The sequence below is a fragment of the Escherichia sp. WS3227_2 genome, from assembly GCF_046486495.1.
In the GTDB taxonomy this organism is placed as follows: domain Bacteria; phylum Pseudomonadota; class Gammaproteobacteria; order Enterobacterales; family Enterobacteriaceae; genus Escherichia; species Escherichia coli.
This window is the reverse complement of record NZ_JBJQLG010000010.1, coordinates 100,716-122,155: the sequence shown is the minus strand read 5'-3', so window position 1 is coordinate 122,155 and position 21,440 is coordinate 100,716. Positions and strand designations below refer to the sequence as shown.

The window sequence follows — 21,440 nt, the reverse complement described above, 5'->3', positions numbered from 1 at the left end:
GTATGTATTATCTTCAATACATTCACCAGACTTATTATCATTTCAGAGGAATTATTTGATTAAGGTTTTACTTAAGGCGTAACAAATGATATTTATCGGCTAACTGAACTTCTCCTTTAGGATGTTTTCACTCCCCGAAATGGGGATATAAGGCAAATAAAATAACTAAAGGATTTATTCAATGAAAAGCAAAGTACTGGCACTTTTAATTCCTGCCCTGCTCGCCGCAGGTGCTGCACATGCAGCCGAAGTTTATAATAAAGACGGCAACAAATTAGATCTGTATGGCAAAGTTGATGGCCTGCATTATTTTTCTGATAATTCAGCGAAAGATGGCGACCAGAGCTATGCGCGTCTGGGTTTTAAAGGCGAAACCCAAATTAACGATCAACTTACTGGCTACGGTCAATGGGAATACAATATTCAGGCAAACAACACTGAATCTTCAAAAAACCAGTCATGGACCCGTCTGGCATTTGCCGGACTGAAATTTGCAGATTACGGTTCTTTCGATTACGGACGTAATTATGGCGTAATGTACGACATCGAAGGCTGGACCGATATGCTGCCTGAATTTGGCGGTGACTCTTATACCAATGCAGACAACTTTATGACTGGTCGTGCCAATGGCGTCGCGACTTATCGTAATACTGATTTCTTCGGTCTGGTAAATGGTCTGAACTTCGCGGTGCAGTATCAAGGTAACAACGAAGGTGCCAGTAATGGTCAGGAAGGCACCAACAACGGACGTGATGTTCGCCATGAAAACGGTGACGGCTGGGGTCTTTCCACAACATATGATTTAGGCATGGGCTTTAGCGCTGGTGCGGCATACACCTCTTCTGACCGCACCAATGACCAGGTTAACCATACTGCGGCGGGTGGTGATAAAGCAGACGCGTGGACTGCTGGGCTAAAATACGATGCTAACAATATTTACCTGGCAACCATGTATTCAGAAACGCGTAATATGACCCCGTTTGGCGACAGCGATTATGCTGTTGCTAACAAAACCCAGAACTTTGAAGTTACTGCACAGTACCAGTTTGATTTTGGTCTGCGTCCGGCAGTCTCTTTCCTGATGTCTAAAGGCCGTGACCTGCACGCTGCCGGTGGTGCAGACAACCCGGCAGGTGTTGATGATAAAGATCTGGTTAAATACGCCGATGTTGGCGCGACTTACTATTTCAACAAAAATATGTCCACCTACGTTGACTATAAAATCAACCTGTTGGATGAAGATGACAGCTTCTACGCTGCCAACGGCATCTCTACCGATGATATTGTCGCTTTAGGTCTGGTTTATCAGTTCTAAATCCTCCTGCCCGCTGTTATGGCGGGCTTTTTCTGCTTATTCTTCCTCCTTTGATCTAAATTAAAAATGTGAACTTCGTCATTACACAAAAAGTGTCATCTGGCGTTACACTTTATGCGGATACTAAAACAGGAGGTTTTATGAACAGAACGATTCTTGTCCCTATCGATATTTCCGATTCAGAATTAACTCAACGCGTGATTAGCCACGTTGAGGCAGAGGCAAAGATTGATGATGCAGAGGTTCATTTCCTGACGGTAATACCTTCACTGCCCTACTATGCCTCTCTGGGTTTAGCGTATTCCGCAGAATTACCGGCAATGGATGACCTGAAAGCGGAAGCCAAATCGCAACTGGAAGAGATCATTAAAAAATTTAAACTGCCAACCGACAGAGTGCATGTCCATGTTGAGGAAGGCTCGCCCAAAGACCGCATTCTGGAATTGGCGAAGAAGATCCCCGCTCATATGATCATCATTGCTTCCCATCGACCGGATATCACCACTTATCTGCTCGGTTCCAACGCCGCAGCTGTAGTGCGTCATGCAGAGTGCTCCGTGCTGGTTGTGCGCTGACACTAACGCCCGCACATTGCTGCGGGCTTTTTGATTCATTTCGCAAATGTGCTGACATTTTCCCCTCTAATCCGTACCATACACGCCACAGTTTTTATATCAGATTTCTTATGCTGGGCGTTCCGGCATGACGCATACTCTTCTGATGCCATATAACGAATTGAGTCGCTTTTAAATGTCGCAAAATCAAGAAATTAGTAAGAAAGAACAATACAACCTGAACAAATTACAAAAACGTCTGCGTCGTAACGTGGGCGAAGCCATTGCTGACTTCAATATGATTGAAGAAGGCGATCGCATCATGGTTTGCCTCTCCGGGGGTAAAGACAGCTATACCATGCTGGAGATTCTGCGCAATTTGCAGCAAAGCGCGCCAATCAATTTTTCGCTGGTGGCTGTTAACCTCGATCAAAAGCAACCGGGCTTCCCGGAACACGTTCTGCCCGAGTATCTTGAAAAGCTGGGCGTTGAGTACAAGATTGTTGAAGAGAACACTTACGGTATCGTGAAAGAGAAAATTCCAGAGGGCAAAACCACTTGCTCACTGTGTTCTCGCCTGCGTCGCGGTATCCTTTATCGTACCGCAACGGAACTAGGGGCGACGAAGATCGCACTGGGTCACCATCGTGACGATATCCTGCAAACGCTGTTCTTAAATATGTTCTACGGTGGCAAGATGAAAGGTATGCCTCCGAAACTGATGAGCGATGATGGCAAACATATTGTGATTCGTCCGCTGGCCTACTGCCGCGAGAAAGATATTCAGCGCTTTGCCGATGCAAAAGCGTTCCCGATTATTCCGTGCAACCTGTGCGGTTCACAGCCTAACCTGCAACGTCAGGTGATTGCTGACATGTTGCGTGACTGGGATAAACGTTATCCGGGGCGTATCGAGACGATGTTCAGCGCGATGCAGAATGTGGTGCCGTCGCATCTGTGCGATACCAACCTGTTCGATTTCAAAGGCATTACCCACGGTTCTGAAGTGGTTAACGGGGGTGATCTGGCGTTTGATCGCGAAGAGCTCCCTCTACAACCGGCGGGTTGGCAGCCTGAAGAAGATGAAAATCAGTTGGATGAGTTACGACTGAATGTGGTTGAAGTGAAATAACCAGGATAGCGCCCGATGCGCAAGCTTATCGGGCTACTCTTATGGAGGCCGGATAAGACGCGGCCAGCGTCGCATCCGGCAATCCCGAAGAAGATGTTTACTCTTGCACCCTGCAATTCAACATTTCATTATTTTAATAACCGCACCCGGCACGTTTTTCCTTTAATCTTCCCGCCCTGTAACTGTTTCCATGCTTTATGAGCAACAGCCTGACGCACCGCGACATAGACATGCGCCGGATGCACGGCGATTTTGCCAATATCTGCGCCATCAAGCCCGATATCTCCTGTCAGCGCACCTAATACATCACCCGGGCGCATTTTGGCTTTTTTCCCGCCATCGATACATAACGTTGCCATTTCGGCTTCCAGCGGCACAATGGAACTATTAACTGGTGGCGTTTGCCAGTTAAGTTTTATCTGCAACATGTCAGAAATGATATTGGCCCGCTGTGCTTCTTCCGGGGCACAGAAACTGATCGCCAAACCGCTATTTCCTGCACGCGCTGTACGACCGATGCGATGTACATGAACTTCAGGATCCCACGCCAGCTCAAAGTTCACCACCAGCTCAAGCGATTTAATATCCAGACCTCGCGCAGCAACATCAGTCGCAACCAGTACACGGGCGCTACCGTTAGCAAAACGTACCAGGGTCTGATCGCGATCGCGTTGCTCCAGATCGCCGTGTAACGACAATGCACTTTGTCCTACTTCATTCAGCGCGTCGCAGACAGCCTGGCAATCTTTTTTGGTATTGCAAAACACCACACAAGAGGATGGCTGATGCAAGCTTAATAACCGTTGCAACAGAGGAATTTTGCCTTTACTGGATGTCTCATAAAATTGTTGTTCAATGGGTGGCAAAGCATCTGTTGAGTCAATTTCAATCGCTAAAGGATCGCGTTGCACTCGTCCGCTGATTGCGGCGATGGCTTCCGGCCAGGTTGCCGAAAACAGAAGCGTCTGTCGAGATGCAGGCGCAAAACGGATGACATCATCAATGGCATCGCTAAATCCCATATCCAGCATGCGGTCGGCCTCATCCATCACCAAAGTATTCAGCGCATCCAGTGATACCGTGCCTTTTTGCAGGTGATCCAGCAAACGACCCGGCGTTGCCACGATAATATGCGGCGCATGTTGCAACGAATCACGCTGCAAACCGAACGGTTGACCACCGCACAACGTCAAAATTTTAGTATTTGGTAGAAAACGCGCCAGCCGACGCAATTCACCTGCCACCTGATCCGCCAGTTCACGCGTAGGACACAGCACTAAAGCCTGGGTTTGAAATAGCGACGCATCAATTTGCTGTAACAAGCCGAGGCCAAAAGCCGCCGTTTTGCCGCTGCCGGTTTTCGCCTGCACGCGAACATCTTTTCCGGCAAGGATCGCCGGAAGCGCGGCGGCCTGCACCGGCGTCATGGTTAAATAACCCAACTCATTAAGGTTCGTGAGTTGGGCAGGAGGCAAAACATTCAGGGTAGAAAAAGCGGTCACAATCTATTCTCGTGGTCATCGACGCAAAGTTAGCAGGCGCGTATCCTCGCAGATCTACGCTCACGATGCGACAATTTAATCGGTTCTTCATCGGGGGGTGGGTCAGGCATGGGCTGCGGGCGAGGGTTCGGATCGGGCACTGGAACAGGATCGCCAGGAATCGGTTCAGGGACAGGAATTTGCAAATAAATAAGTGTCGTCATATTTCCCTCCGTTCATTGGGTGGACTCTTAAAGGGTAGACGCTGATAAATAACAGGCAAAAAAAAGCCGACTCATCAAAGTCGGCGTCGTACGAATCAATTGTGCTATGCAGTAATTCAAAAAAGGAAGTAAGACAATATGGAGCGCAACGCCCATCGCTTGACGTTGCATTCACCTGCAAGAGAGATATTGCCCTGAATGGGTAGAGAGTTTATTGACTTCGCTCAAACTTTGCGGCGTTTTTGTATACAGACAGCCGGGAAAATTTCTTTTGTTACAACCATTTACTACGATGCAACCATAAAGCAACACCACCAATAAGAACAACTAACAGAATACAAAAAATTGAAAATCCGAATTGCCACCCGCCGCCTGGGATCCCACCAAGGTTGACACCAAATAACCCTGTCAGAAAGGTACTGGGTAAAAAGACCATTGCCATCAACGACATTGTATAGGTACGACGCGCTAAATTTTCCTGCATCACCTGAGCGATTTCATCAGCCATCACGCCAGTCCGTGCTATACATGCGTCGATTTCGTCAAGGCCGCGCCCAAGGCGATCGGCAATGTCCTGCATACGACGGCGTTGGTCATCGCTCATCCACGGCAAACGTTCACTGGCAAGACGAGCATAAACATCACGTTGCGGTGCCATATAGCGACGCATCACAATTAATTGTTTGCGCAGCAGAGCCAGGAATCCACGCGGTGGAATTTGCTGATCAAGGAGATTATCTTCAAGGTCGATAATTTTATCGTGCAGCTGCTCGATAAATTCGCTGGAATGATCGGTCAACGCATCGCACACATCCACCAGCCATCCCCCGCAATCGTTCGGACCAGTGCCTTCTTCCAGATCGCTTACCACATCGTCCAGCGCCAGCACTTTGCGTTGTCGGGTCGAAACAATTAACCGCCCGTCCATATATACACGCATGGCGACCAGTTGATCGGGGCGTTCATCGGTGCTGCCGTTTATACAGCGCAATGTAATCAGCGTACCTTCACCGAGACGGCTGACTCGGGGCCGTGTGCTCTCGCCCGCCAGCGCATCACGTACGTTATTGGGAAGCAGCGGTGTTGTCGCCAGCCATTGGGCGCTATCATGGTGTACATAATTAAGGTGGAGCCAGCAGGGATGCGCTTCATCAATCACATCTGTATTTTCCAGCGGTTTAACGCCGCCTCTACCATCCAGCATCCAGGCAAATACTGCATCCGGGACATTAACGTCCGATCCCTTAATCGCTTCCACAGTGCCTCCATCATCAACGCATTATTTTGTAGTCTAGCCTTCTGGCCCTGTTACGCAACATCTCATCACCCCATTACCCTGAAATGATTAATAAAATTCTGTCTAAATTGAATACAAAAAGCAAAATGCTTTTCCGTATACAAACCGTGTGAAGTGTTAAATAGCGTCTATCATTATCAGAATTATCTGATCATATGACGTGGCTTTTTTGCGATCGGATAGCAACAAAAATTGATAAAAATAACGGGATCTCAATGATTACGCACAACTTCAATACCCTGGACTTACTCACCAGTCCTGTCTGGATCGTTTCGCCCTTTGAGGAACAGTTAATTTATGCCAACAGCGCGGCGCGACTGTTGATGCAAGACCTCACGTTTAGTCAGCTACGAACCGGTCCCTATTCCGTCTCCTCACAAAAAGAACTGCCGAAATACCTCTCCGATCTGCAAGACCAACACGATATTATCGAAATCCTCACCGTTCAGCGCAATGAAGAGGAAACAGCATTGAGCTGTCGGCTTGTTTTGCGAAAGCTGACAGAAGCAGAACCGGTGATTATTTTCGAAGGTATCGAAGCACCGGCAACGCTGGGTTTAAAAGCCAGTCGCTCGGCAAATTATCAGCGCAAAAAACAAGGTTTTTATGCGCGCTTTTTTCTGACTAACTCTGCACCAATGTTGTTGATTGACCCCTCACGAGATGGCCAAATCGTCGATGCTAACCTCGCCGCGCTCAATTTCTATGGCTATAACCATGAAACGATGTGCCAGAAACATACCTGGGAAATTAATATGCTCGGGCGTCGCGTCATGCCTATCATGCATGAAATTTCGCATTTACCCGGTGGCCATAAGCCTTTGAATTTTGTTCATAAACTGGCGGATGGTTCGACTCGTCATGTGCAGACCTATGCTGGGCCGATTGAAATTTATGGCGACAAGCTCATGTTATGTATTGTGCATGATATTACTGAGCAAAAACGGCTGGAGGAGCAGCTGGAACATGCTGCCCACCATGACGCGATGACCGGATTACTGAATCGGCGACAGTTTTATCACATTACGGAACCAGGCCAAATGCAGCATCTCGCCATCGCTCAGGATTACAGCTTGTTGCTCATCGACACCGATCGTTTTAAACACATTAACGATCTCTATGGGCATTCTAAAGGTGATGAGGTGTTATGCGCCCTCGCCCGCACCCTCGAAAGTTGCGCTCGCAAAGGCGATTTGGTGTTTCGTTGGGGAGGCGAAGAGTTTGTCTTATTGCTACCAAGAACCCCACTGGATACCGCGCTTTCGCTGGCTGAAACTATCCGCGTAAGCGTGGCAAAAGTGAGTATTTCGGGCTTACCACGCTTTACCGTCAGCATTGGTGTGGCGCATCACGAAGGAAATGAAAGCATCGATGAACTGTTTAAACGCGTTGATGATGCTTTGTATCGGGCGAAAAATGATGGACGCAACCGCGTGCTGGCGGCATAAGCCGCGGATGCGTCTCGAGATCAACGACTGCGCTTAGCGTGGCGCTCCCAGTTTTCTTGCTTTGCCTGTGCCGTTTTACGTAGTGCGACGTAACACGCCCCGCTGCCGCCATGATGCGGTAGCGCGGTACAATATGCCTGGACATCATCAAATTCGGTCAACCAGCGCGCCACATAGCTGCGGACAATATTGGCATGCGATTTATCTTCCCGCCCTTTACCATGAATAATCAGCACATTACGCAAACCATCCGCCAGGGCTTGTTGAATGAAACTGAACACCATTTTGCGGCACTCTTCCACCGGCTGGCGCAAAAGATTCAGGCTCGCCTGTTGCGGATATTTACCACTGCGCAGCTTATCCAGCACCCCATGTTGCAACCCTTCCCGCCGAAACTCCAGCGGCTGACTTAGCGGGATGATGTCGAGAAATCCGGTGGTGAGGAAATTATCAAGTTGCAGCGTGTCGATACGCTGCGGCGCACGTTGGTTACGCGTTGGATGCCAGTGGACATCTGTAGCACGTTTCAGCGGCTGGACATCTTCCATGGCGTCAAGAAACAGCGATTTGTCGTCAAGGTTCATGTAACCTCCTATGCACCTTCACACGTCGTGATTCAGACGGGTTAATTGTTCATACTTACTGCATCGTTCCCTTCACAGATTGAAACAATACTCTACTTCATACCTGTGAGTATCTGCGCAGGCGGGGCATTTTATACTAGCCTGTTAGCAGTATCGAACAGTTTAGCCCGAGTTTAATTCAGCACAGGCTCCGATCAGGATGATTTATTCATAGCAGGAACCAACAAAAATGCGATAAATAACAGACCACTGATTAGCAGAAAGGTATCCGAAAATGCCATAGTTTGCGCCTCCCTCAGCATCAATTGACTCAATAATTTGGTTGAAGCCAGTATTTCCGATGTCTGGTCACTTCCACTGCGATTAAAAAACAAAGCACTTCTGGAAATGAAGTCATTCACCGTATGGGGAACAGAAACCATTTTTTCACCCATTCTCGAAAAATGAAAATTAGTTCGATTATTGAGAATAGAGCCACACAGGGCAATACCAATCGCGCCCCCAAGATTACGTGTTAAATTAAATACACCAGAGGCTAACTTCAGCCGTTCTTTTGGAATTCCCCCCAGCGTTAATGTTACGATGGGGGCCATCGCAAACTGCTGCGAAATCCCTCTAATTGCCTGTGGAAACAGTAACTCCTGCCATCCCCATTCGTGGGTTATAGGGGTAAAAAGATACATTGAAAACACAAATCCACCCAGCCCCGCCATCAACAGCCATCGCAGATTTATTTTTTTACTTAACCAGAAGTAAAAGGGAACAGAAAATAACTGGAAAATACCTGTTGTGCAAACGGCAAAACCTATCTCTTCGGCATTTAATCCGCGAACCTGCCCCAAAAACACAGGTATTAAATATACAGTAGAGAATATCCCAACCCCTCCAGAAAAAGAAAAAAAACATCCCAGCGTGAAATTTTTATCCTTAAAAGCATGAAGATCCATTATCGGATTGGATATTGTAAGTGTACGCGCAGCAAATAAAATAAAACTCACCAATGCCAGAACTGATGTCAGCAAAATAGTATTATCATCCAGCCATCCCCAGCGCGCTCCTTCTTCAAGGGTATATTCCAGACATCCCAGTGTCATGGCCAACAGGATAATACTCGGATAATCAGCAACTTTCAGTAAAGAGAGATCAGGTTTATCAAAATTAACCAGAAAAGGAATACTCAAAACTAAATATATGCCAGGTAATATATTGATATAAAATAGCCATCGCCAGTCGAGGTTATCAGTGATCCAGCCCCCCAGAGTTGGCCCTAGCGTCGGTGACAGTGAGGCCAGCGCACTGACTACCGCAGCAGCCAACCCCAACTCTTTACCCTGGTAATAAATAAACGCCGTCGTGAAAACTAAAGGGATCATGGATGCGCCAGCCGCTCCCTGTAAAGCACGAAACAAAATCATGATCTGAATATTCCATGCAAGTCCACACGCGATACTCATTAAAGTAAATATTCCCGCGGATAGAGTAAAAAGCCAACGAGTGGAAAATACCCGTGACAGCCACCCAGAGAGCGGAATAACAATAATCTCAGCAATTAAATAGCTGGTCTGAAGCCAGGCCATTTCGTCTTTACCTGCGGACAGACCACCACCTATTTCATTTAGGGATGACGATACAATTTGAATATCAAGCTGAGCAATAAATAATCCCATACACATACTGGCGAAAGCAATATGTTTACGCATAGACATCATCTCTCATCAACACTGACGGTGACGGACAGTCCCGGGCGAAGAAGTTGCTTTAATTCCTTTGCGTCGTCAAATGCAATCCGTACCGGGACACGCTGAACAATTTTGGTGAAATTGCCAGTGGCATTTTCTATCGGAATCAAGCTGAAACTGGCTCCTGTCGCTGGGGAAAGGCTTTCAATGTGACCGTGAAACACTTCCCCTTTGAGAATATCAGCACGGATCTCAGCCTTCATTCCTGGCTTCATTCCCGCTATTTGGTTTTCTTTATAATTTGCATCAACCCACAACTCACTGACTGGTACTAGTGAAACTAACGATGTGCCGCCTTCCACCCAACTGCCTGTATGGGCGCTGCGGTTTGCGACAATGCCATCAATCGGCGCACGAACAAGGGTATATTCCAGATCCAGTAGTGCCTGAGTCAAAGCGGCCTGAACTTCTTCGATACTTGCACGTACGTTTTCTTCCTGAGCAGATAAAACTGCCAGCCGTTGCTTCTCCACCATGAAATCGTTCGCGGCTTTGCGCTCCTTTGCTGCGACCTGCTGGTAGTCAAACCTGGCGTTATCAATAATTTGTTGCGATATTGCCGCTGATTGTGCGAGTTTTTCATAACGTTCAGTATCTCGCAGGCGCTTTTGCTCCTCATGTTTTACTGCCTGCCATGTTTCACTGGCACTTTGAATTATCGACTGCTGCATCGCAATAGTGGCTTGAATGCTTTCGAGATTGGCTTTGCTACTTTTTATTTTTGCCTCAAGCCTGGCGACATTTGCACGATAATCCCGATCATCGAGACGCAGGATAATATCGCCTTTTTTTACGCTCTGATTATCGCGCACCTCTATAGCAGAAATATAACCAGAAACTTTACTTGCCACCGTGGTGATATTACCACCAATGTAAGCATCATCCGTCGTCTGTATAAATCTTCCTTTGCTTACCCACCAGATAAAAAAGACAACGCCAGCCAAAATAATACCGATCGCTACCACCCCAATAAGCTGTTTTTTAGAAATTATCATCACTCTTTACACCGTATATATCCGGAAACTTGCATTCGTCATATTTAAAATTTAACATGGCTTATTTGATGATTTCTGACAAAATACCTACTGTAAATGACAATCACACTGCAACCCAAAGCATCACCAGGGCATCACATTATCGGACTGGATTCGGAACATCTGAATGGAGGCACAGTTCCCTGGCATAAACATCTCTATGCCCAGTTGCTTTACCCGGCTGAAGGAGTCGTTCGTGTATGGGCTGGAGAAAGCGTCTGGCTAGTGCATGCCAGCAGCGCGCTTTGGCTGCCCCCACAAATGCCGCATAAGTTTGTTGCGACAGGCAACGTACTTTTAAAAACCGTACTGGTTTCAGAAGCGGAAAGTGAAACGCTGGGAAAAGTTTGCTTGATGACGGGTATTTCACCCCTGTTAAGAGAATTACTAATTGCAATTAACCAACTTCCACCGTCGCAAAGTACCACAGATAAACAACAGTTACGTTTTTCAGCCCTCGAGACACTGATACTTCAGGAAATAAAAATGGGGGTGAAAATGTCACTTGAACTCCCTTGGCCAAATGATGAGCGGCTACAGCAGCTTTGTGAGAATTTGCTAAACAACCAAGGGTATCTGCCAACACTGGATAATCTAGCGGATAAAATTAACGTCAGTAGCCGTACACTCATGCGCTTATTTGTTAAAGAGACGGGATTAACATTTCGCCACTGGGTTCAGCAAATGCACGTTATTTCTGCAGTGACGCTTCTTGATGATGGATATTCGTTGACCAAAATTGCCCATCGTCTGGGCTATGCCTCAGCTGAATCGTTCGGCAATATGTTTAAGCGTCGAACGGGCTACTCGCCCGGTAAATTTACTCGTCGATTAACGATGCATGATTATGCAATCACAAGACAAATGATTTAACTTATATTTTCGTGAAATCTGTCACTGAAGAAAATTGGCAACGGATGGGTAAAACCGTTATAACACTGTCACCGGTCACCAGGACCCCAGGCCGGATTTAAGACGAGGATGCACTGCTGTGTGTACTGTAGAGTCTGGCGGATGTCGACAGGCTCTATTTTTTTATGCAGTTTTAACTTTGCAGATAGCCGCATTCTCGCCGAAATTGCGTGATTAATGACGCGGTCAGTGGTGTCTGGCGACTATCACGCCGCTGAATCAAATAATAGGTCGCTTTCGGTAAAATTTCGCTAACCGGCAACATCACCAGCCCCTGTCCGTGCAAGGGATCGCAGCCCATTTCTTCAGGTAGTATGCTGAGAAAATCGCTTTTTGCCACCAGACTGATACAGGCTGAGAACGTCTCGCAGACTACGCCGACCTGTGGCGTTTGCGCCTGATCGTCAAGCAATTCACTCAACTGTTTGTAGTAGCTGCCGTGTGGCGTCGGCATTGTCCAGCTGTAGTCCAGTAACTGTTTGATCGAACGGGCACCAATGGCGGGGTGTCCCGGGCGGCAAAAGATCGCGAATTGCTTTTCCAGTAATTTCTCAAAAGTAAATTCGTGGTCGTAGGGTCCCTGATAATAGGTATTGATGGTGAAATCCAGTTCCCCCTGGCGCAATTCATTAATCATCGATACCAGTTGCCCTTCCATAATGCGTACTTTTACCTGCGGATGCTGCTGATGAAAACGAGATATGACAGCTGGCATCAGACTGCGGGAAATACTGGCCCCCATGCCGATATTAATTTGCCCTGCCAGTTGCCCTTGTCGTTGGCGAATATCCTCTTGCGCTGCGCGCAGCTCTTCAAGAATAAGACTGGCGTGCTGATAAAAACTTTCACCGGCATCAGTTAACGTCACGCCTTTACTACGGCGAAAAAAGAGTTGTGCCCCCAACCCTTCTTCCAGCTCCTGAATAGATTTACTCAGTGCCGGTTGCGACATATTCAACATTCGGCTCGCTCCGCGAATGCTGCCCTGACGAGCCACTTCAACAAAAGCCCGAATTTGATGAATTTTTACCTGAAAAGCCATGACGCCACCGATAACCGTTATTTATCAGACCAAAGAAACTGGCATCTACTTTAATGCAGATGATTGTGTCAGGGTAATTTATGAACGGTTAAAACTGTGAAAAATCAGTTAGTGATAAGTAAAAACTATCGCTACGTGAACCGGGTCACACTTTTTACTGATGACGGGAAAGGTTATGGAGTCTTTGAATCAATTTGTTAATTCGCTTGCCCCAAAATTATCGCACTGGCGACGTGATTTTCATCACTATGCAGAGTCTGGCTGGGTGGAATTCCGCACTGCCACCCTTGTTGCGGAAGAATTGCAGCAGCTCGGCTATTCACTGGCGCTGGGCCGCGAAGTAGTTAATGAAAGTAGCCGGATGGGACTACCTGATGAACTCACTCTACAACGCGAATTCGAGCGCGCTCGTCAACAGGGTGCGCTAGCACAATGGATTGCGGCTTTTGAAGGTGGTTTCACGGGTATCGTCGCCACCCTGGATACCGGTCGCCCCGGTCCGGTTATGGCTTTCCGTGTCGATATGGACGCGCTGGATCTCAGTGAAGAGCAGGATGTCAGCCATCGCCCCTACCGCGACGGTTTTGCGTCATGTAACGCCGGAATGATGCATGCCTGTGGTCATGATGGGCATACCGCCATTGGGCTTGGGCTGGCGCATACCCTTAAACAGTTCGAGTCCGGACTACATGGCGTCATCAAACTGATTTTTCAGCCTGCAGAGGAAGGTACGCGTGGCGCGCGGGCGATGGTCGATGCAGGTGTCGTAGATGATGTTGATTATTTTACTGCCGTGCACATTGGCACTGGCGTACCTGCGGGCACCGTGGTGTGCGGCAGTGATAATTTTATGGCAACCACCAAATTTGACGCGCACTTCACCGGGACCGCGGCTCACGCAGGCGCAAAACCAGAAGACGGTCACAATGCCTTGTTGGCGGCAGCACAAGCAACTCTTGCACTGCATGCAATCGCCCCGCACAGCGAAGGCGCTTCCAGAGTAAACGTGGGCGTTATGCAGGCAGGAAGCGGTCGTAATGTTGTTCCCGCCTCAGCGTTGCTGAAAGTGGAAACACGCGGGGCCAGCGACGTCATTAATCAATATGTTTTTGACCGTGCACAACAAGCGATTCAGGGCGCAGCAACCATGTATGGTGTCGGCGTTGAAACTCGTCTGATGGGTGCAGCTACCGCCAGTTCTCCTTCGCCGCAATGGGTCGCATGGTTGCAAAGTCAGGCAGCTCAGGTCGCGGGGGTCAATAAGGCCATTGAACGTGTTGAAGCGCCTGCGGGTTCCGAAGATGCCACATTAATGATGGCCCGCGTGCAGCAACATCAAGGGCAAGCCTCCTATATGGTGTTTGGCACACAGCTGGCGGCAGGTCATCACAACGAAAAATTCGATTTTGACGAGCAGGTTCTCGCTATTGCCGTCGAAACGCTGGCGCGCACCGCGCTCAATTTTCCCTGGACGCGAGGTATCTGATGCAGGAAATCTATCGTTTTATCGACGATGCGATTGAAGCCGATCGCCAACGTTATACCGATATTGCCGATCAAATCTGGGATCATCCAGAAACACGTTTTGAAGAGTTCTGGTCAGCGGAGCATCTGGCTTCGGCGCTGGAGTCTGCAGGCTTCACCGTTACCCGCAACGTAGGCAATATCCCAAATGCCTTTATTGCTTCGTTTGGTCAAGGCAAACCGGTTATCGCCCTGCTGGGGGAATATGACGCCCTGGCAGGTTTAAGTCAGCAAGCAGGTTGCGCGCAACCTACATCCGCGACGCCCGGTGAAAATGGTCACGGTTGCGGACACAATTTGCTGGGAACCGCCGCCTTTGCCGCAGCAATAGCCGTCAAGAAATGGCTGGAACAATATGGGCAAGGCGGCACGGTGCGCTTTTATGGTTGTCCTGGCGAAGAAGGCGGCTCGGGTAAAACGTTCATGGTCCGCGAGGGGGTATTTGATGATGTGGATGCGGCACTCACCTGGCACCCGGAAGCCTTTGCCGGTATGTTCAATACCCGCACGCTGGCAAACATTCAGGCATCATGGCGCTTTAAAGGGATCGCAGCACATGCCGCGAACTCCCCACATTTGGGACGCAGCGCCCTTGATGCCGTAACGTTGATGACCACTGGCACCAACTTCCTCAACGAACATATTATTGAAAAAGCGCGCGTACACTATGCCATCATAGATAGCGGTGGGATCTCGCCCAACGTGGTCCAGGCGCAGGCAGAAGTGCTTTATCTTATCCGCGCCCCCGAAATGACCGATGTGCAGCATATTTATGATCGGGTCGCCAAAATCGCCGAAGGTGCGGCATTGATGACCGAAACCACGGTTGAATGCCGCTTCGACAAAGCCTGTTCCAGTTATCTCCCGAATCGCACCTTAGAAAATGCCATGTACCAGGCCCTATCCCATTTTGGTACTCCGGAATGGAACTGCGAAGAACTGGCTTTTGCGAAACAAATTCAGGCTACGCTCACCCTCAACGATCGGCAAAACAGTCTGAATAATATCGCTGCAACCGGTGGCGAAAACGGCAAGGCTTTTGCACTACGTCATCGTGAAACGGTACTGGCGAATGAAGTCGCTCCATATGCCGCCACCGATAACGTGCTTGCGGCATCAACTGATGTCGGCGACGTCAGTTGGAAACTGCCTGTTGCCCAGTGTTTCAGCCCCTGTTTTGCCGTCGGTACCCCGCTACATACGTGGCAACTGGTTAGCCAGGGGCGAACATCTATTGCTCATAAAGGAATGCTGCTGGCGGCGAAAACTATGGCAGCAACCACACTTAATCTCTTCATTGATTCAGGGCTATTGCAAGAATGCCAACAAGAGCATCAGCAAGTTACGGACACGCAACCGTATCACTGCCCTATCCCGAAAAAAGTGACACCGTCACCTTTAAAATAACAACAACAACGCAAACACAACAAACGAGGAATGCCCATGAGTATGTCATCCATACCGTCGTCCTCCCAATCCGGGAAGCTCTATGGCTGGGTCGAAAGAATTGGTAACAAGGTTCCCCATCCTTTTTTGCTCTTTATCTATTTGATTATCGTACTCATGGTGACGACGGCAATTTTGTCGGCCTTTGGCGTCAGTGCGAAAAACCCGACCGATGGTACGCCGGTGGTCGTGAAAAACCTGCTCAGTGTGGAAGGATTACACTGGTTTTTACCCAATGTTATTAAAAACTTAAGCGGTTTTGCTCCACTTGGCGCGATCCTGGCGCTGGTTTTAGGTGCCGGTCTGGCGGAGCGCGTCGGCTTACTGCCAGCGTTGATGGTTAAAATGGCATCGCATGTAAATGCCCGCTACGCCAGTTATATGGTGCTGTTTATTGCTTTTTTCAGCCACATTTCTTCCGATGCGGCGTTAGTGATCATGCCACCGATGGGTGCGCTGATTTTTCTGGCGGTGGGCAGGCATCCAGTTGCAGGTTTACTGGCTGCCATTGCAGGCGTAGGTTGCGGCTTTACGGCTAATTTACTGATTGTCACAACCGACGTGTTGCTGTCGGGGATCAGCACGGAAGCGGCGGCTGCGTTCAATCCGCAAATGCACGTCAGTGTAATTGATAACTGGTATTTTATGGCCAGCTCCGTAGTCGTACTGACGATTGTTGGCGGCCTGATAACCGACAAAATCATCGAGCCACGGTTAGGTCAATGGCCGGGAAACAGCGATGAGAAACTGCAGACATTGACCGAAAGTCAGCGTTTTGGTTTACGCATAGCAGGTGTCGTATCGCTACTTTTTATCGCTGCGATTGCGCTGATGGTGATCCCGGAAAACGGGATATTGCGCGATCCGATTAATCACACCGTGATGCCATCACCCTTTATTAAAGGTATCGTGCCACTGATCATTCTTTTTTTCTTTGTGGTCTCGCTGGCTTATGGCATCGCTACCCGCACAATTCGACGTCAGGCGGATTTACCCCATTTAATGATTGAACCGATGAAAGAGATGGCGGGATTTATCGTGATGGTTTTTCCCCTCGCCCAGTTTGTCGCCATGTTTAACTGGAGCAACATGGGGAAATTCATCGCCGTGGGGCTGACCGATATACTGGAAAGTTCAGGGCTTAGCGGCATCCCGGCGTTTGTCGGTCTGGCGTTGCTTTCCTCTTTCTTATGCATGTTTATCGCCAGCGGTTCCGCAATCTGGTCGATTCTGGCCCCCATTTTCGTACCAATGTTTATGCTACTTGGCTTTCACCCGGCATTTGCGCAAATCCTCTTTCGTATTGCCGACTCATCCGTATTGCCTTTAGCGCCAGTATCTCCTTTTGTTCCACTGTTTCTTGGATTCCTGCAACGCTACAAACCAGACGCGAAACTGGGTACTTACTATTCGTTAGTTTTGCCCTATCCACTTATCTTTTTGGTGGTATGGCTGCTGATGTTGCTGGCGTGGTATCTTGTCGGTCTGCCGATAGGTCCGGGGATTTACCCACGTTTGTCTTAAGAGAGAACGGATGCTGAGATTACTTGAAGAAAAAATTGTCACGCCACTGGGTCCACTGTGGGTGATTTGCGATGAGCAATTTCGCCTGCGGGCGGTTGAATGGGAAGAGTACAGCGAACGCATGGTGCAGCTGCTGGACATCCATTACCGCAAAGAAGGCTATGAACGCATTTCTGCCACCAACCCAGGTGGTTTAAGCGACAAGCTTCGTGAATATTTTGCCGGTAATCTTAGCATTATTGATACGCTTCCCACTGCCACAGGGGGGACGCCATTTCAGCGCGAAGTCTGGAAAACACTACGTACTATCCCCTGCGGGCAGGTAATGCATTACGGTCAACTGGCCGAACAATTGGGTCGCCCTGGCGCGGCGCGTGCCGTTGGTGCGGCTAACGGATCGAATCCCATCAGCATTGTTGTGCCTTGTCATCGGGTCATTGGCAGAAACGGTACCATGACCGGATATGCAGGCGGAGTTCAGCGAAAAGAGTGGTTATTACGCCACGAAGGTTATCTTTTGCTGTAAACATTAAACAATTTGTGCCAGCTTGTTCACACTTTTATGTAAAGTTACCCTTAACAACTTAAGGGTTTTCAAATAGATAGACATATATTTACATCTAATATCGGAATTCTCTGCTGTTAAGGTTTGCTTAGACTTACTTGCTCCCTAAAAAGATGTTAAAATTGACAAATATCAATTACGGCTTGAGCAGACCTATGATCCCGGAAAAGCGAATTATACGGCGCATTCAGTCTGGCGGTTGTGCTATCCATTGCCAGGATTGCAGCATCAGCCAGCTTTGCATCCCGTTCACACTCAACGAACATGAGCTTGATCAGCTTGATAATATCATTGAGCGGAAGAAGCCTATTCAGAAAGGCCAGACGCTGTTTAAGGCTGGTGATGAACTTAAATCGCTTTATGCCATCCGCTCCGGTACGATTAAAAGTTATACCATCACTGAGCAAGGCGACGAGCAAATCACTGGTTTCCATTTAGCAGGCGACCTGGTGGGATTTGACGCTATCGGCAGCGGTCATCACCCGAGCTTCGCTCAGGCGCTGGAAACCTCGATGGTATGTGAAATCCCGTTCGAAACGCTGGACGATTTGTCCGGTAAAATGCCGAATCTGCGTCAGCAGATGATGCGTCTGATGAGCGGTGAAATCAAAGGCGATCAGGACATGATCCTGCTGTTGTCGAAGAAAAATGCCGAGGAACGTCTGGCTGCATTCATCTACAACCTGTCCCGTCGTTTTGCCCAACGCGGCTTCTCCCCTCGTGAATTCCGCCTGACGATGACTCGTGGCGATATCGGTAACTATCTGGGCCTGACGGTAGAAACCATCAGCCGTCTGCTGGGTCGCTTCCAGAAAAGCGGTATGCTGGCAGTCAAAGGTAAATACATCACCATCGAAAATAACGACGCGCTGGCCCAGCTTGCTGGTCATACGCGTAACGTTGCCTGATTTTTCCGCATAACTCACTATCCTTCTGTCATATCATTAAATTTTTCTGATTTATTGATCTGACAGAAGGTTCATCACTGTTTCATTCACCAGATATGGGTTAATCTTTTAATTACAAACTGCGTTGACAGTTGTTGTAAGGAGACCCTGTATGGCTATGTATCAGAACATGCTCGTTGTTATCGATCCTAACCAGGACGACCAACCAGCATTGCGGCGAGCTGTTTATTTACATCAACGGATTGGTGGCAAAATTAAAGCCTTTTTGCCGATCTATGACTTCTCATACGAAATGACCACCCTGCTCTCTCCGGACGAACGTACCGCTATGCGTCAGGGCGTCATCAGCCAGCGTACAGCCTGGATCCACGAGCAGGCAAAATATTATCTCAATGCTGGCGTTCCCATTGAAATTAAAGTGGTCTGGCATAACCGTCCTTTCGAAGCCATCATTCAGGAAGTGATCAGCGGCGGGCACGATTTGGTGCTAAAAATGGCGCACCAACATGACCGTCTGGAAGCGGTGATTTTTACGCCAACGGACTGGCATCTGTTACGCAAATGCCCAAGCCCGGTGTGGATGGTGAAAGACCAGCCGTGGCCGGAAGGGGGTAAGGCGCTGGTGGCGGTGAATCTCGCCAGTGAAGAGCCGTACCATAATGCGCTCAATGAAAAACTGGTCAAAGAGACGATCGAACTGGCGGAACAAGTCAACCATACCGAAGTTCATCTGGTTGGCGCTTATCCGGTAACGCCAATTAATATCGCGATTGAACTGCCGGAATTTGATCCGAGCGTTTATAACGATGCCATTCGTGGGCAACATTTGCTGGCAATGAAAGCTCTGCGGCAGAAATTCGGCATTAATGAAAACATGACGCACGTAGAAAAAGGTCTACCAGAAGAGGTGATTCCTGATTTGGCGGAGCACTTACAGGCGGGGATTGTGGTTCTGGGCACGGTAGGACGCACCGGTATTTCAGCAGCATTCCTCGGCAACACGGCGGAACAGGTGATTGATCATCTTCGCTGCGACCTGCTGGTCATTAAACCTGACCAGTATCAGACACCCGTTGAACTGGATGACGAAGAAGACGATTAACGACTCTTCAATAACTGACAAGGCCCGAGTTATCGGGCCTATTTTTTACTTACTGCTCTTCGCCGCCCAGGAAATAAATTCCCAACGGGATTGCCAGCAACACAGTAAAGACCAGGCTATAAACAAAAATCATCGATGACTGAATCACATACATTGATGTCGTCCACTCAGACAGCGGAATATTGTACTGTTCTATCACGCCGCCGATGGTCGCGCGAGTCACTACCGACGCCGCAATAATGAAAACCGCCAACAAACCAAAGAGAAATTTCTTCCCTTTCGCTGACTTCAGTTTCGCCATAATCATGATGTAATCCTTGTGCAGACAAATTTCTTGTTACCTAAGCGTAACAATACCATGACATTTCACCGTTGTCTGCTCTGAAAACCTCACCTCTTGGCTGGATTTACAATCAACGCATTGATTAGTTAGCTAATGTTGCTACTTCCTTCCCTGACTATTGATGATCTGAATGAATTGTCGCGGTAAAATAGCCCCGCCAGGGGTTTCCGGCATGACGACAATTATCTGGAGGAGCCTGATAAAACAATGATCGCTGAACTGTTTACAAATAATGCGCTTAATCTGGTCATTATTTTCGGTAGCTGCGCAGCATTGATTCTGATGAGCTTTTGGTTTCGCCGCGGAAATCGTAAAAGAAAAGGATTTTTATTCCATGCGGTGCAATTTTTAATCTACACCATAATTATCAGTGCTGTTGGTAGCATCATTAATTATGTTATAGAAAACTATAAACTCAAATTTATCACCCCAGGCGTTATCGATTTTATCTGTACGTCCCTGATTGCGGTTATTCTGACGATTAAACTATTTCTGCTGATAAATCAGTTTGAAAAACAGCAGATTAAAAAAGGTCGCGATATCACTAGTGCGCGGATTATGTCGCGTATCATCAAAATCACCATTATTGTGGTGCTTGTTCTGCTTTATGGCGAACATTTCGGCATGAGCCTTTCTGGCTTGTTGACCTTTGGTGGTATTGGTGGTCTGGCTGTCGGTATGGCCGGTAAAGATATTCTGAGTAACTTCTTTTCCGGGATTATGCTCTATTTCGACCGTCCTTTTAGTATTGGCGACTGGATCCGTTCACCGGACAGAAATATCGAAGGTACAGTAGCGGAAATTGGCTGGCGAATTACCAAGATTACGACTTTTGATAATCGTCCGTTGTACGTACCGAACTCGCTGTTTTCGTCAATCAGCGTAGAAAACCCAGGACGAATGACCAACCGGCGCATTACCACGACCATTGGTTTACGTTATGAGGATGCGGCAAAAGTGGGCGTTATTGTCGAAGCCGTACGTGAGATGCTGAAAAATCACCCGGCCATCGACCAGCGACAAACCTTACTGGTTTATTTCAACCAGTTTGCTGACTCTTCATTGAATATTATGGTTTATTGCTTTACCAAAACCACGGTATGGGCTGAATGGCTTGCTGCACAGCAAGACGTTTATTTGAAGATTATCGATATTGTACAGTCACACGGCGCGGACTTTGCCTTCCCCAGCCAGACGCTGTATATGGATAACATTACACCGCCGGACCAGGGTCGCTAAATCAGACATCACTGGCGTTATTCACAA

20 protein-coding genes and 1 pseudogene are annotated in these 21,440 nt (G+C 48.1%); 12 read left to right on the top strand and 9 right to left on the bottom strand.

Annotated features, from left to right (window positions below; all coding sequences use genetic code 11):
• The first annotated feature begins 181 nt into the window (after positions 1 to 181).
• From ompN to ttcA, 3 genes are all read left to right on the top strand, one after another.
• On the top strand, positions 182 to 1,315 hold the full coding sequence (ompN, locus tag ACJHXB_RS15760) for a porin OmpN (protein WP_000837924.1): 1,134 nt from the start codon (positions 182 to 184) through the stop codon (positions 1,313 to 1,315).
• 140 nt (positions 1,316 to 1,455) lie between these two features.
• A complete protein-coding gene (uspF, locus tag ACJHXB_RS15755) occupies positions 1,456 to 1,890 on the top strand; it encodes a universal stress protein UspF (protein ID WP_001295593.1) in 435 nt (144 codons plus the stop codon).
• A 175-nt stretch (positions 1,891 to 2,065) separates the two neighbouring features.
• On the top strand, positions 2,066 to 3,001 hold the full coding sequence (ttcA, locus tag ACJHXB_RS15750) for a tRNA 2-thiocytidine(32) synthetase TtcA (RefSeq protein WP_000081420.1): 936 nt from the start codon (positions 2,066 to 2,068) through the stop codon (positions 2,999 to 3,001).
• A gap of 128 nt (positions 3,002 to 3,129) precedes the next feature.
• Here the strand turns inward: ttcA and dbpA are convergent, their stop codons facing one another.
• From dbpA to ydaN, 4 genes are all read right to left on the bottom strand, one after another.
• On the bottom strand, positions 3,130 to 4,503 hold the full coding sequence (gene dbpA / locus ACJHXB_RS15745; RefSeq protein WP_000123717.1) for an ATP-dependent RNA helicase DbpA: 1,374 nt from the start codon (positions 4,501 to 4,503) through the stop codon (positions 3,130 to 3,132).
• Between the two features lie 29 nt (positions 4,504 to 4,532).
• Positions 4,533 to 4,706 carry a protein YnaL gene (ynaL, locus tag ACJHXB_RS15740; RefSeq protein WP_001605346.1) on the bottom strand — a complete coding sequence of 58 codons (174 nt, stop codon included), beginning with the start codon at positions 4,704 to 4,706 and terminating at the stop codon, positions 4,533 to 4,535.
• A gap of 274 nt (positions 4,707 to 4,980) precedes the next feature.
• Positions 4,981 to 5,964, bottom strand: coding sequence for a zinc transporter ZntB (gene zntB, locus ACJHXB_RS15735; protein WP_000387383.1), 984 nt, complete (start codon positions 5,962 to 5,964; stop codon positions 4,981 to 4,983).
• Positions 5,965 to 5,977: 13 nt separating this feature from the next.
• On the bottom strand, positions 5,978 to 6,025 hold the full coding sequence (gene ydaN / locus ACJHXB_RS15730; RefSeq protein WP_211180494.1) for a protein YnaN: 48 nt from the start codon (positions 6,023 to 6,025) through the stop codon (positions 5,978 to 5,980).
• A gap of 193 nt (positions 6,026 to 6,218) precedes the next feature.
• On the opposite strand from ydaN, the gene dgcM reads away from it, so the two are divergent.
• Entirely contained in the window at positions 6,219 to 7,451 is a 1,233-nt protein-coding gene (gene dgcM, locus ACJHXB_RS15725; protein WP_001469235.1) for a diguanylate cyclase DgcM, read from the top strand.
• Between the two features lie 20 nt (positions 7,452 to 7,471).
• Here the strand turns inward: dgcM and smrA are convergent, their stop codons facing one another.
• The 3 genes and pseudogenes from smrA to ACJHXB_RS15710 all read right to left on the bottom strand — a co-directional run bounded on the left by smrA (position 7,472) and on the right by ACJHXB_RS15710 (position 10,769).
• Entirely contained in the window at positions 7,472 to 8,035 is a 564-nt protein-coding gene (gene smrA / locus ACJHXB_RS15720) for a DNA endonuclease SmrA (RefSeq protein WP_001046832.1), read from the bottom strand.
• A 253-nt stretch (positions 8,036 to 8,288) separates the two neighbouring features.
• Positions 8,289 to 9,744, bottom strand: a pseudogene (locus tag ACJHXB_RS15715) (DHA2 family efflux MFS transporter permease subunit).
• Positions 9,741 to 10,769 carry an HlyD family secretion protein gene (locus ACJHXB_RS15710; RefSeq protein ID WP_000587190.1) on the bottom strand — a complete coding sequence of 343 codons (1,029 nt, stop codon included), beginning with the start codon at positions 10,767 to 10,769 and terminating at the stop codon, positions 9,741 to 9,743. The pseudogene ACJHXB_RS15715 and the gene ACJHXB_RS15710 overlap by 4 nt, the downstream one beginning before the upstream one ends.
• 96 nt (positions 10,770 to 10,865) lie before the next feature.
• Between ACJHXB_RS15710 and ACJHXB_RS15705 the strand changes: the two genes are divergently transcribed.
• Entirely contained in the window at positions 10,866 to 11,681 is an 816-nt protein-coding gene (locus tag ACJHXB_RS15705; protein WP_001605345.1) for an AraC family transcriptional regulator, read from the top strand.
• A 172-nt stretch (positions 11,682 to 11,853) separates the two neighbouring features.
• Here ACJHXB_RS15705 and ACJHXB_RS15700 read toward each other — a convergent pair whose 3' ends face one another.
• Complete coding sequence (locus ACJHXB_RS15700) at positions 11,854 to 12,762, bottom strand: LysR family transcriptional regulator (protein ID WP_410233512.1); 909 nt, start codon at positions 12,760 to 12,762, stop codon at positions 11,854 to 11,856.
• Positions 12,763 to 12,937: 175 nt separating this feature from the next.
• On the opposite strand from ACJHXB_RS15700, the gene abgA reads away from it, so the two are divergent.
• From abgA to uspE, 6 genes are all read left to right on the top strand, one after another.
• Complete coding sequence (gene abgA, locus ACJHXB_RS15695) at positions 12,938 to 14,248, top strand: p-aminobenzoyl-glutamate hydrolase subunit AbgA (RefSeq protein ID WP_000444940.1); 1,311 nt, start codon at positions 12,938 to 12,940, stop codon at positions 14,246 to 14,248.
• On the top strand, positions 14,248 to 15,693 hold the full coding sequence (abgB, locus tag ACJHXB_RS15690) for a p-aminobenzoyl-glutamate hydrolase subunit AbgB (RefSeq protein ID WP_001156418.1): 1,446 nt from the start codon (positions 14,248 to 14,250) through the stop codon (positions 15,691 to 15,693). The genes abgA and abgB overlap by 1 nt, the downstream gene beginning before the upstream one ends.
• A 36-nt stretch (positions 15,694 to 15,729) precedes the next feature.
• On the top strand, positions 15,730 to 17,256 hold the full coding sequence (gene abgT / locus ACJHXB_RS15685; RefSeq protein ID WP_001469236.1) for a p-aminobenzoyl-glutamate transporter: 1,527 nt from the start codon (positions 15,730 to 15,732) through the stop codon (positions 17,254 to 17,256).
• A gap of 10 nt (positions 17,257 to 17,266) precedes the next feature.
• The gene (gene ogt, locus ACJHXB_RS15680) at positions 17,267 to 17,782 is read left to right on the top strand and encodes a methylated-DNA--[protein]-cysteine S-methyltransferase (RefSeq protein ID WP_000945046.1); all 516 of its coding nucleotides are present in this window, start codon (positions 17,267 to 17,269) and stop codon (positions 17,780 to 17,782) included.
• 194 nt (positions 17,783 to 17,976) lie between these two features.
• A complete protein-coding gene (fnr, locus tag ACJHXB_RS15675) occupies positions 17,977 to 18,729 on the top strand; it encodes a fumarate/nitrate reduction transcriptional regulator Fnr (protein WP_000611911.1) in 753 nt (250 codons plus the stop codon).
• Positions 18,730 to 18,880: 151 nt separating this feature from the next.
• Complete coding sequence (uspE, locus tag ACJHXB_RS15670; RefSeq protein WP_001262123.1) at positions 18,881 to 19,831, top strand: universal stress protein UspE; 951 nt, start codon at positions 18,881 to 18,883, stop codon at positions 19,829 to 19,831.
• A gap of 49 nt (positions 19,832 to 19,880) precedes the next feature.
• On the opposite strand, the gene ACJHXB_RS15665 is transcribed toward uspE, so the two are convergent.
• Positions 19,881 to 20,138, bottom strand: coding sequence for a DUF2534 family protein (locus ACJHXB_RS15665; protein WP_000605090.1), 258 nt, complete (start codon positions 20,136 to 20,138; stop codon positions 19,881 to 19,883).
• 243 nt (positions 20,139 to 20,381) lie between these two features.
• Here ACJHXB_RS15665 and ynaI point away from each other — a divergent pair, with 243 nt between their 5' ends.
• Positions 20,382 to 21,413, top strand: a complete 1,032-nt coding sequence (gene ynaI, locus ACJHXB_RS15660; protein ID WP_000559899.1) for a low conductance mechanosensitive channel YnaI — start codon at positions 20,382 to 20,384, stop codon at positions 21,411 to 21,413.
• Positions 21,414 to 21,440: the final 27 nt, after the last annotated feature.